General features: G+C 66.3%; 12 protein-coding genes. 8 read left to right on the top strand and 4 right to left on the bottom strand.

Annotated elements, in window-relative coordinates:
* Window positions 1-278: 278 nt before the first annotated feature.
* The gene (locus Q7W02_23175) at window positions 279-3842 is read right to left on the bottom strand and encodes a DEAD/DEAH box helicase (protein ID MDO8479039.1); all 3564 of its coding nucleotides are present in this window, start codon (window positions 3840-3842) and stop codon (window positions 279-281) included.
* Window positions 3843-4446: 604 nt separating this feature from the next.
* The gene (locus Q7W02_23170; protein ID MDO8479038.1) at window positions 4447-4671 is read right to left on the bottom strand and encodes a tyrosine-type recombinase/integrase; all 225 of its coding nucleotides are present in this window, start codon (window positions 4669-4671) and stop codon (window positions 4447-4449) included.
* Window positions 4672-4777: 106 nt separating this feature from the next.
* On the opposite strand from Q7W02_23170, the gene Q7W02_23165 reads away from it, so the two are divergent.
* From Q7W02_23165 to Q7W02_23150, 4 genes are read left to right on the top strand one after another with little or no spacing between them, the layout of a single operon-like run.
* Window positions 4778-5800, top strand: a complete 1023-nt coding sequence (locus Q7W02_23165; protein ID MDO8479037.1) for a hypothetical protein — start codon at window positions 4778-4780, stop codon at window positions 5798-5800.
* A 14-nt stretch (window positions 5801-5814) separates the two neighbouring features.
* Complete coding sequence (locus Q7W02_23160) at window positions 5815-6093, top strand: hypothetical protein (protein MDO8479036.1); 279 nt, start codon at window positions 5815-5817, stop codon at window positions 6091-6093.
* Window positions 6094-6114: 21 nt separating this feature from the next.
* Window positions 6115-6333, top strand: a complete 219-nt coding sequence (locus Q7W02_23155) for a hypothetical protein (protein ID MDO8479035.1) — start codon at window positions 6115-6117, stop codon at window positions 6331-6333.
* Window positions 6334-6346: 13 nt separating this feature from the next.
* Window positions 6347-7234, top strand: a complete 888-nt coding sequence (locus Q7W02_23150) for an alpha/beta fold hydrolase (protein MDO8479034.1) — start codon at window positions 6347-6349, stop codon at window positions 7232-7234.
* A gap of 135 nt (window positions 7235-7369) precedes the next feature.
* Here the strand turns inward: Q7W02_23150 and Q7W02_23145 are convergent, their stop codons facing one another.
* Complete coding sequence (locus Q7W02_23145) at window positions 7370-8380, bottom strand: C-terminal binding protein (protein ID MDO8479033.1); 1011 nt, start codon at window positions 8378-8380, stop codon at window positions 7370-7372.
* 460 nt (window positions 8381-8840) lie between these two features.
* Window positions 8841-9620: a tyrosine-type recombinase/integrase gene (locus Q7W02_23140; GenBank protein ID MDO8479032.1), complete on the bottom strand. Its 780-nt coding sequence runs from the start codon at window positions 9618-9620 to the stop codon at window positions 8841-8843.
* A 1988-nt stretch (window positions 9621-11608) separates the two neighbouring features.
* Here Q7W02_23140 and Q7W02_23135 point away from each other — a divergent pair.
* From Q7W02_23135 to Q7W02_23120, 4 genes are all read left to right on the top strand, one after another.
* On the top strand, window positions 11609-13324 hold the full coding sequence (locus Q7W02_23135; GenBank protein MDO8479031.1) for an ATP-binding protein: 1716 nt from the start codon (window positions 11609-11611) through the stop codon (window positions 13322-13324).
* Between the two features lie 48 nt (window positions 13325-13372).
* Complete coding sequence (locus tag Q7W02_23130; protein MDO8479030.1) at window positions 13373-14713, top strand: sigma-54 dependent transcriptional regulator; 1341 nt, start codon at window positions 13373-13375, stop codon at window positions 14711-14713.
* 227 nt (window positions 14714-14940) lie between these two features.
* Window positions 14941-15207 (top strand): ferredoxin family protein, encoded by a 267-nt coding sequence (locus Q7W02_23125; protein ID MDO8479029.1) that lies wholly within the window; start codon window positions 14941-14943, stop codon window positions 15205-15207.
* 253 nt (window positions 15208-15460) lie between these two features.
* A partial coding sequence (locus tag Q7W02_23120; GenBank protein ID MDO8479028.1) for an FAD-dependent oxidoreductase occupies window positions 15461-16245 on the top strand: 785 nt, incomplete at its 3' end.

Below are 16245 nucleotides of genomic sequence, written 5' to 3'. Positions count from 1 at the left end.
ACATTCGTCACTTGGATGCTCAACTGCGGCGCTCGTTCCGTCGGCTCCACGGTTCCCAGCAACTCCTGTGGTCGTGCATCCTCGTGTCCGATCTGCCGTGGTCGTGAGTCATGTATCCATTATCTAGTGAAAGATCAATATTGGCTCGTCGAGCACCGTAAGAAGAGGAGCCCAGACGACGCAACTTCGTAAGCGCCCGGACGCATCTCGGGACGACCGCGCGCCTAGCCGGCCGAGGTCGTCAAGACGCAGTAGCCGACCCCCCGGACGTCTTGGGTTCAGGTCGGTAACCGGTCGCTCACCGCACGGAAGCTCCCGTGCATGCGCCAAAGCTCGCGGTTGCCGACAACATAGAGAACCTCCTTCGCTCGGCTGACCGCCACGTTGGCGAGGTTCGGCGGGTGCCCGGCCCAGTTGCGGGCACCTGTCTGCGACGCATCCGGGGCTCCGAGCACGAGGAATACCGCCTCAGCCTCGCGTCCCTGAAACGTATGTACAGTACCGACGCGATCGCGCACCCATTCCCACGGCCGATCCGTAATGCTCCGTATGACGTCGGACACAGCAAGCATCTCGCGCATTTGGCGAGCAACGATGCGGAAGGGCGTGATGATGAAGACGTCGGGGTCCGTGAGTCCCTGGCTCACAAGGGAGCGCAAGGCCCTTACGATTGTCTGGCCCTCTGCGGGGCACCACTTGCCTGACCCGATTCCCGAGACATGCAGCCATCGTGAGGAACCCAGGGCGTCGCGCACGCGAGACGACGTGGCCAGTTTCGCCTGCACCATCTTGCCGGCGTACGCCACGGTGTTGGAGATTCCGAACATGGGCTCGGCGCAACGGCGGTGAACGAGGAGCGGAACGCCGACGCGAACGGCACCTTCGATTTGCTCAATCCAGCTCTGATACTGGCAGGCGGCATCAGCAAGCGTCTGTGCAGACGCCTTTGGCGCCGTCCAGGTTGCCGGATCGACCGACATGCGTAGGGCGAGGCGTTCGACCAGGGACAGCGGCAGCGTGACGACGGGCTCGATTTGCAACGGATCCCCGACAACGATCGTCCGGCGCGCTCGCATGATGGCGCCGACGGCGGCTTGCGGGATGGCCTGACCAGCCTCATCGACGAGCAGCCAGCCGAGTGACTGCGGCGGCATGGGCCCGAGCATGCGGCCTACCGACGCGAACGTCGTGGAGATCACGGGGACCACCAGAAATAAGGTCGACCACAGCGACGGCAAGAGCCGCATCGTGGCGTCGTCAAGACCGCCACCCATCAACACGCCGAACAGGACATTGAGATTATTGCGGATGGGTTTGGCGGCGACGTCGATAAAGGCCCTGTGCAATTCGAGCGCCGTCTTGAAGCATAGGTCGCGCAGTCGCTGCACGTGTGGTGTCAGCCAGGGCGTCGAGGTCTGCAGATCGGCGTGCGAGGCGCCCCAGAAGTCCTCATCCGCGAGCTGGCCCTTGAGCGCTGCACGAGCCTCCGCCAGGCGGCGCTCGAGACCGGCGAGTTCTCCGTCCACACGGGCGAGGTCGGCTTGGGCAATAGACAGCGTCGCGCTGTGCGCCGCCGTCTGACGTTCCGCCTCGGCGTGACGTCCCTGCACCACCGAGGCATTGCGGATGGCCTCTCCGCGTGTCCGATCGCGAAGGCTCGTCTCGGCTGCCCACGTCCGCCAGAGCGTCCGACGGAAGATGCGCGAGAACCAGTTGGGGCGGATAGCGCGATGATCGCGCAGGGCGAGCTCGGCGCCGTTCACGACCTCAGCTGCGGCCTTGGCTTCGTCGCTGGCGCGGCCAAGCGCGATCCTGGCGGCTCGCAGTACAGTGTCGGCCTCGTCCGCGTGCCACTTGATCTGCGCATGTTGATCTCTGAGCGTCGCGCGGGCAAGGATGGACTCACGGACTCGCTCGAGTTCGCGCAGGGCGGTTTCGGCAGCCTTGACCGCGCGCAGAAACTCCCGCCGCGCTAGCTGCCAGCGGGCCAGCCCGTCTCTCTTGTCGTGCGGAGGTCGCTCCTCGGTGACGACACGCGGGATCGGGGGCGGCGTTCCACCCGCGCCAGCGTTGGCGTTGTTTCCTGCTGCAGCCCAGAGATATGCCCGCAGGCCCATGTTGGGGTCAACCCAGAAATCCCGCCGGAATGCGACACGATTGGCGGCGTTTCCGAGCACGCCAGCGATCAGCCCCCAGGCCTCTTGCCCCTCGCCGGCGACGGCCGCCGCAGTCGTGGGGAAGTAGCGCGGCGCTAGGCTTGCCTCGATCTGCCTTCTTCCTGGGAGCTCGCGGCTGATGTTCTCGACGGCCTTGTTATTGGACGAGGCCACCAAGAGCTCATGGCCGCGGATCGTGCTGGCCAACTCATAGAGGTGTGTGAAGACTTGGCCGCGCCGTATTTGGCCCTGATGGCTGAAGGCCTTTTCGGGATCGTCGAAGGCGGCGAGCGCACGAGCCCGCGCGAGAACGACACCGGCGACCAGGTCGCGCAACAACGTCGTTTTGCCAGTCCCGGGCGGACCATTGACGCCAAGGATGCCAGGGGAGTCCGTCAGCTTCTCGAACGCCACATCGACAGCGGCCTGCTGCAAGAGAACAAGGGGATAGCCGCCTGGCGTCGGCCATCGCGCCGCCGGTGTGCGGAGAGGCGCCACCGCCGCCTCGAGCGCCTTCTGGTCCTCCAGGAGATCCACGGGGTTCTTCGGGACGTCGAGACCCAGGTAGCACCCGAGCGCCGGCCCGAGACGCTGTCGGCTGTGAAGCTCGCGACTTCGCGCCAGGTCTTCGAGAAAGAACGAGTTCAACAACATGGGATCCGGATCGCCTTTCCCCTTAGACCATCGATAGAGGCGTATCGCAAAGAACGGCGCGACACGCTCGTCGACCGGCAACCCGACCCGATCGCACAACCACTGGAAACCGCGCAGGATCGTGGCCTCGTCGAGCGGCAGAACCTCGTCGTCCTCCTCACGCTTCAAGCGATCCTCGAGGCCTTCGGTGAGACCACGCTCGACCTGCGGCCAAGTCTTCAGTTCCGATAGGCGCCCGGCCCGCGCGAGCCCATACCCCCAGCCGAACGAAGAAACGGCGATCGGCCTTTCCGCCACAGGCCGTCCCTCGCGGTCGACAGTCACTGCGGCGAGTGCCGCATAGCCACGGGGCGAGGATCTCTCCGGCCGCTTGTCGCCGAACGCCTTCAGGAGGACCGCACTCGCGCGATCCATCGCGAGCGCGCCGAGGATCAACTGGTAGTAGAGCCTCGTATTTGGCCTAGCCCTCTCGGGACCGTCAACCCATGGCAGCGCACGGCCCTCCCCAAATCTGGCGATCCGTCTTGCGTCGCCGTCGGCAAGATCGCTCGGTTGAACGTAGGTTTGAGGCGAGAGCACTTCGAGCGCCGTCCACAACTCGAGGATCGCGGCAGAGTCGTTCCTGGGCAGGCCGGCGCGCTCGGATGGGTCGGGCGGCAGTGTTCCGGTGACGGGCTTATCGTCCGGGTCGTCTTCGTCCGGTTTCTCGTGGGGCTCCTCGCGGGGCACGGCGGCCCTGGATCTCGTCCCCTGCTCGCCGGAATCAAGCTCGAGCCCAGGCTCTGGCTCCAACTCCGATTCCTCGTCAGACTCCTGCCCCGGGGTGGCTGCAGCCGGCAGTAGCCCGCCACGTGTATTCTCGGGAGCGACCGGCTCAGCCGCTGGCCGCGCGCTCAGCTCTTCCAGCCGCTGGCGTACCCGATCAGCGAGCGTACGAGCCCGCTGCGTTTTCCGGTGGGTCAGCTCGTCGGCGAGGGCCTGGACGACCGCGAGGTTATCGCGATCATCCCGGAACAGACGCTCGAGGTCCACGACCCCAGTCTGCCGATACGGTCTCGCGCCCACTTTCCTCTCTTCCTATGCGGGCCGCAGCAGTGATGGCTCCGCGGGCTCGTGCGGTCGGGGGCTGGTGGCCTCCGCGATCTGTTGAACGAGGAGATTGGTCATGGGATCGGCAACCGCATGCCGTTCCTCGGGACGGCGTGTCCCGAGCATTCTAGCGCGCTATGACGGCGCGGCGTGAGCAGGCGCAGGAAGGCTCGAATCTTGACCAGCGGCGGCATGGCGTCATTCTCTTCGGATCGTCGGAGCATTCCAAGCTGCGTGTCTTAGTCACGTCGTGTTCTTGCAGGGCAAGTGCTCTCCAACGTGCCGAGTAAGATGGCGAAAACGTGGTCGTGACTGAAACACGAGTTTCTGCCCAGACTTGTGGTAGTTGCCTTGGATACGTCGCCGTGAACGGGCGGCTAGGAGGGACCCTAAGTCCGGAAGGCAGTTCCCCTCAGAGAGAACCGCAGGAATTGGCCCACCAGGTGGCAAATCCCGTTGGGGCCACCAGGCGGATTTCGTTAGAGTTTTTCGCTCCAGGTTTTAGGAACATTCGAATGTTCCTCGAACCTGGAGCGGGTGCACATCCTCACGTGCCCAGCATCCGCACGGCTTGCGTCTCGTAAAATGCCATCGCTCGCTTCAGCTGCGGCGGCCGGATGCTCGCGTAGACTTGGGTGGTATCGATGCGCGAATGCCCGAGCAGCGCCCGCACCTCCTCGAGGTCATGATGCTGTTCCAGCACCTCCATGGCGACGCCGTGCCGCAGATCGTGCGGCTTCAGCGTCGGGTAGCCGATGAACCGGCCGTACACCTTACAGAGCCGCCAGATGTTCTTCCCCGTCGCTGCCGGCGGCGAGCATAGACACGGAGCGCGACTCAAGCAAGGGTTCCTCGAACTGCGGTATCCTAGGCGGGCGATGGCCGACGAGAGCTACGACCCGGCGGAGCTGATCGAGGCCTACTTCGAGCGGGAGTGGACCGACGGGCTCCCGGTGGTGCCGCCCACCGAGACGTCGATCGCGGATATGCTGGGCGGGGCCGCGCTCCGCGGCGACGAGGTGATCGGCGAGATCCCCGAGCGCGGCGCGGTGGTCAGCGCCGAGAAGCTCGCCATCAACGCCGTCATGGCCGGCTGCCGACCCGAATGCCTGCCCGTGGTGGTGGCCGCCGTCCGCGGGCTCTGCCACCGCGACTTCGCCTATCACGGGCCCGCCAGCAGCACGGGCGGCTCGGCCATGGTGCTGATCGTCAACGGCCCCATCGCCCGCCGCCTCGGCATCAACTCGGGCAACAACGTCTTCGGCCAGGGCATCCGCGCCAATGCCACCATCGGCCGCGCCGTGCGCCTCACCATGATGAACGTGATGAACACGCGGCCCGGCTTTCTCGATCGCGCCACCCTCGGCAATCCCGGGAAGTACTCCTTCTGCTTCGCCGAGAACGAGGCGCAGCACCCGTGGGAGCCGCTCCACGTCGAGCGCGGCCACCGCGCCGAGCAGAGCGCCGTCACCGTCTACGCCTCCAACAGCCTCTCCCAGGTCTACAACCAGCTCGCCGCAGAGCCGGAGCCGCTGCTCCGCTGCTTCGCGGATGCCCTCTGCAATCTCGGCACGCCCAATCTCCGCGGTTTCAACCAGTCGCTCGTGGTCCTGGCCGGTGAGCATGCCGACGTCCTGCGCCAGAGCGGCTGGAGCAAGCTGGACGTGCGGCGCTTCCTCGTCGAGCACGCACGGCGCACCGTGGCCGATCTCAAGCGCGCCGGCCGCCGTCCGGGCGCGGTCGAGCCCGGCGACGAGATCACCTGGAAGCATGCCTTCGAGTGCCCCGAGGACATCCTGATCGTCTGTGCCGGCGGCCAGGCAGGGAGCTGGTCGGCGTGCCTGCCCGGCTGGGGCAACAAGTGGACCCGGAGCGTGACCACCCTCATCGACACCCCGTGACGCCGGAGGATCCGATGAAACTCTTTGATCCGACAACCCCACCCGTCGAGCGCGCCATCAGCCTGGCGCCGCGCCTTGGCGACCTCCGCGGGCTGCGCGTGGGCCTCGTGGAGAACACCAAGTTCAATTCCGACGCGATCCTCGTCCGGCTCGGCGAGCGCCTCGCCCGCGAGCACGGCGTGACGGTGAGCCGCATGATCCGCAAGCGCTCGGCCAGCCACGCGGTGACCGAGGAGGCCGCCGACGCGCTTCGCCGCATCTCCGACTTCGTCGTTTCGGGCGTCGGCGACTGAGGGTCGTGCAGCTCGAGCAGTGTGCTCGACGCGCTGATGTTCGAGGAGCGGGGCATTCCCGGCGTCGCCCTCCTGACGGAGCCCTTCCGGCAGACGGGGACGGCCATGGCGACCACCTGGGGGCTACCAGGCTTCAGGTTCCTCTGCGTGCCTCACCCCATCGCTATCCTCGGCGACACGGATCTCGACGAGCGCGCGGATGGCCTCGTGCCGCTCGTGGTCGGCTTGGTGACCGGGTGAGGAGGCGCGCGCGATGAAGCGGCCGGTCACGTTCTACAGCGAGGGCGTCAAGCTCGTGGGCGACGTGTATGCCCCCGACGATCTCCGGCCGGGAGAGCGGCGCGCGGGGATCGTGCTCTGCCACGGCTACACCGGCGTGAAGGACCTCTACCTGCCGGACAATGCGCGCGTGCTCAACGACGCTGGCTACGTCGCGATGGCCTTCGACTACAAGGGCTGGGGCGACAGCGAGGGCCCGCGCTCGCGGCTGGCGCCGTGGAGCCGCGTGGCGGACGTGCAGGCCGCGCTTACGTATCTCGGCGCCCTGCCCGAGGTCGACCCGGGCCGGCTCGGCATCTACGGCACGAGCTACGGCGGGGCGACGGTGGTGTGGGCGGCGGCCATCGATCCGCGCGTCCGGTGCACGGTGAGCGTGGTTGGCATCGGCCACGGCCGACGCTGGATGCGTAGCGTGCGCCGGCCCGACGAGTGGTTCGATCTCCTCGCCCGCGCCGAGGCGGATCGTGTCAAGCGCGCGCGCGACGGGCAGTCGGAGCTGGTCGAGCGCTCCGAGATCCTGCTCCCCGACCGCCAGTCCGCCGAGCTGGCGGCGGCGGGGCGGCGCAACAACCCGGCAGCGGTAAACCGGATCCCGCTCGAGTACGTGGACGATACGCTCGCCTTCAATCCCGAGTGGGTCGTCGACAGGATCGCGCCGCGCCCGGTGCTCTTCATCACCACCGACGGCGACCGGCTCGTGCCGCCCGAGGAGTCGGAGTCCCTGTACGCGCGCGCCGGCGAGCCCAAGAAGCTCGTGGTGCTCCGCGGCTATGGCCACTACGAGGTCTACACGGAGCCCGCCTTCAGTGAGGTCATGCGGGCGACGCTCGACTGGTACGGCCAGTACTTGCCCGCGCGCTGAGGGACACGCCCAGGTCGATGAGCCTCTCGTACTCGGCTCGGCTAAAGCGTCGGGTCCTCCTCTCGTAGCTCGCCATGGCGCACATCGAATCGGCGGCCTCCGGGGCGTCAACGTCGCCGGAGGGATACACGGGCATCAGCGGGCGCGACGGGCCGCCCCCGGCGCATAGACCTCGGGGTTCACCACATTCAGCGGCCGCTGCCCGGTGAGGACGCGCGCCACCTCCTCGCCGCAGCGCCGCGGCACCTGCGCCACCGTCGGCGACGAGAAATAGGCGGCGTGGGGTGTGGCGATGACGTTGTCCATGCGCAGGAGGGGGTTGTCGGCGGCGACCGGCTCCTGCTCCCACACGTCCAGCGCGGCGCCGGCCAGGCGCTTTTCGTCGAGCGCACGGGTGAGCGCCGCCTCGTCGACCACCGAGCCACGCGCCGTGTTGATGAGGAGAGCCGTGGGCTTCATCCGGCGGAAGAACGCCTCGCCGATGAGGTGATGCGTCTCGGCATTCAGGGGCGTGTGGACGGACACGTAGTCGGACCGCTCGGCCACGGCTTCGAGCGAGACGCGCTCCACGCCGAGGGCGGCGAAGCGCCCGTCGTCCACGTACGGGTCGCAGGCGATCACCCTCGTCTCCAGCGCGGCTACGCGTCGCGCGAACGCGCTGCCGATGTTGCCCAAGCCCACGATGCCCACCGTCTCGCCGTGGAGCGAGCCCGTGGGATCGCCGGGCACCCGCCCGCTCCACACGCCCGCGCGGACCTCGCGGTCCAGGGTGATGATCTTGCGGTTCCAGGCCAGGAGCAGCGCGAGCGCGTGGTTCGCGACCTCGCGAATCCAGAGATCGGGGATGTTGACGACGATCACGCCCAGCTGGGTCGCGGCGGGCACGTCGATGACGTCGTAGCCCACCCCGGTGCGCACCACGGTCTTGAGGCCCCCGAGCGCGCTCATCACCGCGCAGGTGACCGGCGAAAACGAGACGACGAGCGCGTCGGCGTCGCGCGTGCGGGCGATGATCTCGTCCTCGTCGCCCATGTAGGGCAGCGCGGTCATTCGCGCGGGGACGTGGACCAGCGCGGCCTGGCAATCGGCGAAGTCGCGCTCGGCGCGCGCCTGGATGACGTAGACGTGATAGGGCCGGTCGGTCATGGTTGCTCTCCTCAGGACAGATATCGTCCGCCGGAAGTGTACCGGATGGGGCCAGCCCGACGAAACGTCGGGATTCGGGCCGCCTTTTGGAGCATAGAAGGAAACACAAAGGCCATTATCAGCCACGGACCCCCGGCTCACAGCGCGGAGAGAGCCGGGTCCCGGGCGTGGAACATCGCGTTGGAGGGGGCGACGGCGCGGGTCGGCGTCAAGAGCGCCCGCTGGCCCCCGAATTGAACCAGTGAACCTCCGAGCGATGATTCAGGCATCCATAGCCTGCATGTTTTAGTCGCGTCGCAATTGAAGATGACTTGTCACCGAGAACTATACGAGACTGCTGGCGAAAACGTGACCGCGACCAAACACGGGTTCGAATCCCGTTGGGGCCACCACGGTGATTTCGTGGTGATTTTCGCCCCGAAATTTAGTTTCCCTGGGGGGAGGGATGTGAATCCTTCTTTCACTCCCCCTCGTCGTCGAGCGTTTCCAAAGCCTGCCGAACGTCCTGCTGCGTGAGTCTCGTGTAGCCAGTGGTCGTCTGAATGTCGACGTGGCGCAGCTGTTCCTGCACGACACGCAGGTTCTTCGTGCGACGCAGTAACTCTGCGCCACACGCATGCCGGAGCGCGTGCGGATGCAACGCAGGCATCCCCGCTCGCGTCCCGACGGCCTTGGCGACCTTCCAGATCCGCTGCCCCGTGATCCGGCGCTCGATGCGCTGGCCTACTCTGTGCTTGTACGTGACCACGAAGAGCGGCGCCGTGGCTAGCAGCCCGGCTCGCTCGGTGGCCATGTAGTCGCGCAGGATGGCGCGCGCCGGCGCCGGCAAGGCCACCGGCACCTCGTGACCGCCTTTCCCCATAACCCGCCGAAGCCCGAAGTCGGGGGCGACATCACCCACATCGAGCGCTGCCACCTCACCGCGCCGCAGCCCTCCATAGGCCATGAGGGCGAGGATCGCGCGCTCCCGGAGACCACACTGCTGCAGCAGCACCTTGACCGTGTCCCAGGTGGGCACGGCCGGGACCCGCGTCTTGCGACGCGGGCGCGTCAGCCGATCCACGGGATTGCGGACCAGCTTGTCGCGGCGGACCATCCACTTGCCGAAGCTCCCGAGCACGGCCAGGCGCACGCGGATCGTGCCGTTCTTAAGCCCGCGCCCCGCGAGGTCGTACTGGTAGCGCCGACAGGTCTCTTCGGTGAAATGCACCAGCAGCACCGTGCCTCCCATCTGTTTCATGACAAACGCCTGGAAATCCCCGAAACACCACCGATACGTGGCAATCGTCGCTGGGGTCGCCCCTTTCTCGACCCGGAGGAAGTGACAGAACTCCTCGAACAAGGCGGACAAGCGCATAGGCTGCCTCCGCGTGTCCGCCACGCGCTGAGGAGCAGTATGCGGCGTCGTGAGCCACGGAACAACGGGCAGGGAAGGCGGCGACGAGGGCGGACTGACAGGGGGAGAGGCCGGAGGGGGGCTGCCGCTACCACGCAGGGGCTCGGCAAAGCCAACGTCGGGGCTGTCGACCCCGTGGGCCGGGCCGTCCCCCTCGCCCGAGTCGCCGCCCGGGGTGTCGGACGCACCTGACAAAGTGTGAGTGCGGTTCCCACCGGGGTGGCCCGATTGACTCGTGTGGGCCCGTCGGCGTCCAGCACCGGAGGATCTCGGGAGCCGACGCCGGTCCGTACGCGGCGGTGCCGTCGGGTGCAGAGGTCGCGAGTCCTTCCGACGACCCGTCGGGGCCCACGGCCACGCGGGCAGCATGCAGGAGGACAGGTCCATCACGGCCTCACCCAACGATGCCACGGGCACCGGCTGACCGACCAGCCACGCGGTGTCGCCCATGAAATCTGTCATGCGCGGATCGAACCAATCCGCTCCAACTACTGGGCCGTGGCCCCGGACAGTCCGGCGCGCGCCTCCCGGACGCCACCAAGCCCGCCACCGACGAGGGCGACGAAGGCGAGGGCCAGGATCGGGCTGATCTGCACGGTGCCTGTCATGCATATCGAGCTCCCTTTCTACGCTCGTGTCGGCTCACGTCATCTCGATGCTGCTGGGCCCGGGGCCGCGCCTCGGTGTCTTACTGGATACGACGACTCCACACGAAAGACCAGCCCCGAAATATGGCGTGAAAATCGCTCGTGTGTTTTTCTCTGTCTACGCTGGTCACCGCGGATGGGAGCCGTGTCAATTCGGCATGACGTGGAGCAGAAGGGCCACCGTGTTCCGGAACGGAGCACTCCGGAGCACGGACCCGGGCGCTGGCCCGGCAGGCCCCGTCTCCGAGGCAACTCGCTGAGCGACCTTAAGCGACCTGTCGAGTTCGCTGATCTCGAGCAACGAGGCAGGCCACGTGATTGTCGGCCGCCCAGGCAGGGGGATCCCGGGGGGCAGGGATACCGGCAGGGGATACCCTGTGGGATATGGAGCATACCCCCTGTGGGATAGGGGGGGGATAGCCGAAGGATCCCCTGCACCTGACCCTTTGCGTCGACAGCGTCACCCCAAGACATGACGCGATAGCATCGGGCGAGTCCTTAGACTCAGGGACCCTCGTGGCCTATGGGCAGCGCGCTCCAACCCCTTCAAGCTGCGTCGCTCGCCTTCGTCGCCCTCCGACCCGACACGATCGCGAAGGCGCGATGACGCCTCACGTCGTAGCCACCTCCCTGGCGATGGATGGACTGGAACGCGACTTCTAGTCCGCTCCACTGAGAACCGGCGTCGTGCGGCATCGTTGGTTCATATCGCGGGCCTGCAACCACCGATATCGAACGGTCTCGTTTTCGAGGTGGACCTAACTCCGGTTTAACGCGCTGCAGCCGCAGATATTGTCTGCGCGAGACGAAGGGGATAAATAGTAGGTAACGCTGGGCGGGTAGTGGGCCCCGCTTTCTGGCTGAACGATCTCTACGGCGGGAAGTTCCAGATCGCGGTCTCGCTCGGCGTCATCAGCGGAGTCATCGGCGGGTCCGAGGTCCTGTCCTTCCTCATCCCAGGCGCCGGGCCCTCAAGGTCGAGCCGCTGGCCGCGGACCCGACGATCCCCACCGCGCCGTACGGAGACGTCGTGCAAGGCCAGCACGAGGGGTTCTGACGGCAGCTTAAGGCGGAAGGTTCGGGCGTGACATCGCCCGCTCGTGTCGCGTGGATTTTCTGACAAGGCCGGCGTTTGACAACCTGGTCGATGCACCCGGAGAATGCTGGGTGGAACGAGGGGGAGAGATGGCCAAGACGAACAAAGCGAGCGAGCTGCGCGAAGGGCTGGTCGCGCACTTCCGGGCGGAAGGCGAGACGCTTCGGCGCCAGTGGCTTCGCCAGGGGCGGACGACCGGCGCCGTCGAGAACCTGATCCGGCAAGGGCTCGAGAACGAGTCTCGAGCGCTCTACACCGCTTTCGTTGACGGTCTGGAACCCAGGAACCATAGCAGAACCGCGGCCTGCGCCCGATCGATCGCTCAGCGGGCCTTGGGGGCGGGAATCCCTCCGGAGCTCCTCATCGACTCCCTCCTCGCCCTTCGGGATGTTCATCGACGCTCGCTCGTCAGGAAGTATGGGGCCGACGCCAGACGGTTCGCGAAGGCGCTCGATATCTATTCTTCGGCGGCGAATCGCCTCCTGGCCCTTGCCGTCCGCGACATCTTCGAGGCGAAGGAAGCAGCGGCGACCAGAGAGGTCGAGCAGCTCCGCACCCTGGTGAAAACCGGGATGATCCTCAGTGCCAAGCTCTCCTTAGAGGCCGTGTTACAACGGATCGCGAACATGGCCTGCAAGGTGGTGGGCGCCCGGTACGGAGCCCTTGGGGTGCTGGACGGGAAGGGCGGGCTCAGCCAATTCATCACGGCGGGGGTCGATGAGAAAACGAAGAGGGCGATCGGCCCCCTGCCGGTCGGGAAGGGTATTCTTGGCGTCCTCGTGCGTGAGGCGAAGCCTCTGCGCCTGAAGGACCTCACGATGGATCCCCGGGCCCACGGGCTCCCGAAGAACCACCCGCCGATGAAGTCCTTCCTCGGCGTCCCCATCGTCTCGAAGGGCAAGGTGTTCGGTAATCTCTACCTCACGGAGAAACGGGGCGCGGAGGAGTTCAGCCAAGACGATCAGGACATCGCCAAGACGTTGGCGGCCCAGGCCGCGATCGCCATCGAGAACGCCAGGCTCTACGAGGAGCTCCACCGCTCGTACCAGGAGCTCAAGCGGTCCCAGGCCCTGCTGCTCAGGCAGGAAAAACTGGCTTCCCTTGGCCGGCTGGCCGCCGGGCTGGCCCATGAGCTCAATAACCCACTGAATCACATCGCCGGCTTCGTCGAGGCCCTCCAGCGGCGCGCTGAGGCGGAGACGCTTCTGGCCAGGAAAGAGTTTGAGGACTTCCCTCGCTTCCTCGGGATGATTCAGGGGCAGGTGGATCGGGCCGCCTCGATTGTCCGGAGGTTGCTCGACTTCGCGAGGCAGCGAGAGCCGTCCTTCGAGCTGATCGATCTGGACAGGCTCATCTCGGAGTCGGTCTCCTTTGTGGAGCGGCAGGCCGCCGTGGCGAACAAACGGATTGTCGTCCGTCCCCCCTCTGAGCCGGTCCAGCTGAGGGCCGATGCCCAGATGCTTCAGCAGCTCCTCCTGAACCTCCTCACCAATGCCCTCGACGCGATTGAAGGCGATGGCGAGGTGCGAATTGCCGCCGACGTCATCGCGGCGGAGCGCGGCGCTCGAGGCCGCCGCGAGATCGTCGAGGTCTCCGTGGCCGACAATGGCCGCGGCATCGCACCGGAGAATCTATCCAAGGTCTTCGATCCCTTCTTCACCACCAAGGAGGTCGGGAAGGGGACAGGCTTGGGTCTCCCGATCTGCCAGAGCATCGTCGAGCAGCATGGGGGCACCATCGAGATCAAGAGCGAAGGCATCGGCAAAGGGGCGCTGGTGACCGTGAAGCTGCCGGTGCAGCGATGAGAGCGGAGTGACGGCGCCATGGACCGTGCAGGCGAAGCGGTGAGTCAGATGCGCGTCCTGGTGGTCGATGACGAAGAACCCTTCCGCATCTTGATGGAGAGCGAGCTTGGGCGCATGGGGCACGCCGTCCAGTGCGTGAAGAGCGGGGAAGAGGCCCTCCAGGCACTGGCTGCCCACGATGTCGAGGTTGTCCTGTTGGATCTCAAGATGCCCGGCCTGGGTGGCATGGAGACTCTGAAACGGATGAGGGAGGCCGGCGTCGCCGCCGAGGTCATCATCCTGACCGGCCACCCCGACATCGACGACGCCATTCACGCGATGAAGCTGGGCGCCTACGACTACCTCACGAAGCCCGCCCGGCTCGCCGAGGTCGAGGAGCTCCTCAAACGGGCGGCCGAGAAAAAGCAGCTCCAGAGAGAGAACGTCGCGCTGAAGCGGATGGTGGCCCAGAAGGAGGGGCCCCCGCTTATCCTGGGCCGAAGTGCGGCGATCCGCGCCCTGCTCGACACGATCGAGCGGATCGCCCCGACCGACGCCAACGTCTTGATCCAGGGAGAGACCGGGACAGGGAAAGGGCTGGTGGCCCGGTCCATCCATCAGGGGAGCCGGCGCAGTGCCCAGCCCTTCTTAGCCGTGAACTGCAGCGCCTTTCCGGAGCCCCTCCTAGAAAGCGAACTGTTCGGGCACGAGAAGGGGGCCTTCACCGGCGCGGTCAGCGCGAAGCCGGGCCTCTTCGAAGTGGCCGACGGGGGTACCCTCTTCCTCGATGAGGTAGGAGACATGAGCCCCGGCATGCAGGCGAAGCTCCTCCAGGTCCTCGACGCCGGCGAGTTGCGCCGGGTGGGGAGTACGCGGACCCTCAAGGTCAATGTCCGCATCCTGGCGTCCACCAACAAGGACCTGGCCCAGGAGGTGCGGGCGGGGCGCTTCCGGGAGGATCTTCACTACCGCCTCAATGTCATCAACGTGGCTCTGCCGCCGCTGCGACAGCGAAAGGTGGACATCCCGCTCTTGATCGAGCACTTCTTGCCCCAGTTCCGTCTTCCTGGCCAGCAGGCGAAGGCGGTCTCCGAGGAGGCCAGCGCCCTTCTCGTGGACTACCCATGGCCGGGGAACGTCAGAGAGGTCGCCAACACCATCGAGCGTCTCGTGATCCTCTCCCCAGGGCCTGTCATCGGCCGGGATGACCTCCCCCCTAATATCCGTGCACCCCAGCAGGTACTGGCAGGGGTCGACGCGCCAGACCTCCCGCTCGCCGAGATGGAGCGCCGCCACATCCTGAGGGTGCTCGAACGGACGCAGGGCAAGAAGGCTGAGGCCGCTCGTCTGCTCGGGATCCATCTCAAGACCCTCAACCGCAAGCTCAAGCAGTATCGAATCTCCCCCTGACCTACCCCGGGACAAAGCGTCCTGTCCGGGGATAAAACGCGCAGGCCTCGCCCCTTCTCCGGCTGATCTCCCAGGCGCGCCCAGAGTTCCGCGTCCGCGGTCTATCGATTGTTTGGACAAGCGTTACGACGCAGCCTTGTCGTCCCGGTCTGACCTTGGCATCGCCCTTGCTCTCTCCAAAAGCGGACACCCATCGCAAAGGGCATGGCAGCACGAGGAGGATCGGTATGGCGTACGTGATCGCGGAGCCGTGCATCGACGTCAAGGACAAGGCCTGCGTCGAGGTCTGCCCGGTGGACTGCATCTACGAGGGGCCGAACCAGCTCTTCATCCACCCCGACGAGTGTATCGACTGCGGGGCCTGCGAGCCCGTCTGCCCGGTGAAGGCGATCTTCGCCGAGGACGAGACCCCGGAGCAGTGGAAACACTTCATCGCGCTGAACAAGCAGTTCTTCGTGGCCAACCCCGGGGTCCAGGCCGCCACGAAGAACTGAGTGGTCCAAGAGAGGAGGATGCTCATGTGGGTGTATGAGTTCACCTGCGGGAAATGCCGCGAGGTGTTCGTGCGTTCCCTTGGACCGGGGCGCGCCGTTCAATGCCCCGCGTGCGGTTCATCGGCGCTGGATGCTCGTCTCGATCCGCTGTCGGAGCTGATCCTGTTACTTGTCACCGCAGCTACCCAAAGTATCCGAGGGCTCCGCCGGAGGATCGGACGCGGCTACGCCATGAGATCGCGCTGGGTCAGCGATGCCCGATAGGCAGGTCGTCATCCTCGGGGCCGGCTTTGGCGGGCTCTACGCGGCGCTCCATCTCGAAAGGGCGCTGCGTCGAGAGCGGTCCGTCCGGATCGTGCTCCTCGACAAGGAGAACTATCACCTGTTCGTTCCGATGCTCCATGAAATCACCTCGGGGGGCGTCGAGCCCCGCCATGTGGTCAGGCCACTCCGCCCGCTCTTCCGGAAGACGCGCGTGGACTTTCGGAGAGCCGAGGTCCGGTCGATCGACCTGGAGGGGCGAAGGGTTCTGACCGATCACGGCGAGCTGGCGTACGACGACCTCGTCATCGCCCTGGGGAGCACGACCAACTTCTTCGGCGTCGAGGGGGTAGAGGCAAAGACCTTCACTTTCAAAACCCTCAAAGACGCCGTGAGGCTCCGCAACCATCTCCTGGAGATGTTCGAGCGGGCCGACCTCGAGCCGGATCCCAAGGCGCGGCGACGGCTCCTCACCTTCTGCCTCGTGGGGGCCGGCTGCACGGGCGTGGAGCTGGCGACCGAGCTCCAGGACCTCATCCAGAAGACGCTGCACCCGAATGACCCGCGCCTCGATGGGCGCGAAGTGCGTCTCGTTCTGCCCGAGGCGTCGGGAAGGATTATCCCCTGCGTCAGCAACCGGTTGGCCTGGCGGGGATTGGACAAGCTCCGGCGCAAGGGAATCGAGGTCCGACTGCACGCGCCCGTGATTGCGGTGAGCCCGGGCGCGGTCACCTTGGCCGATGGCAAGGTGCTCCTCACCGAGACCGTCGTCTGGAC

It is taken from the genome of Candidatus Rokuibacteriota bacterium (genome assembly GCA_030647435.1).
Classification (GTDB): Bacteria; Methylomirabilota; Methylomirabilia; order Rokubacteriales; family CSP1-6; genus AR37.
Note: the sequence above shows the minus strand (reverse complement) of the source record. Positions and strands in the feature narration are given on the sequence as shown.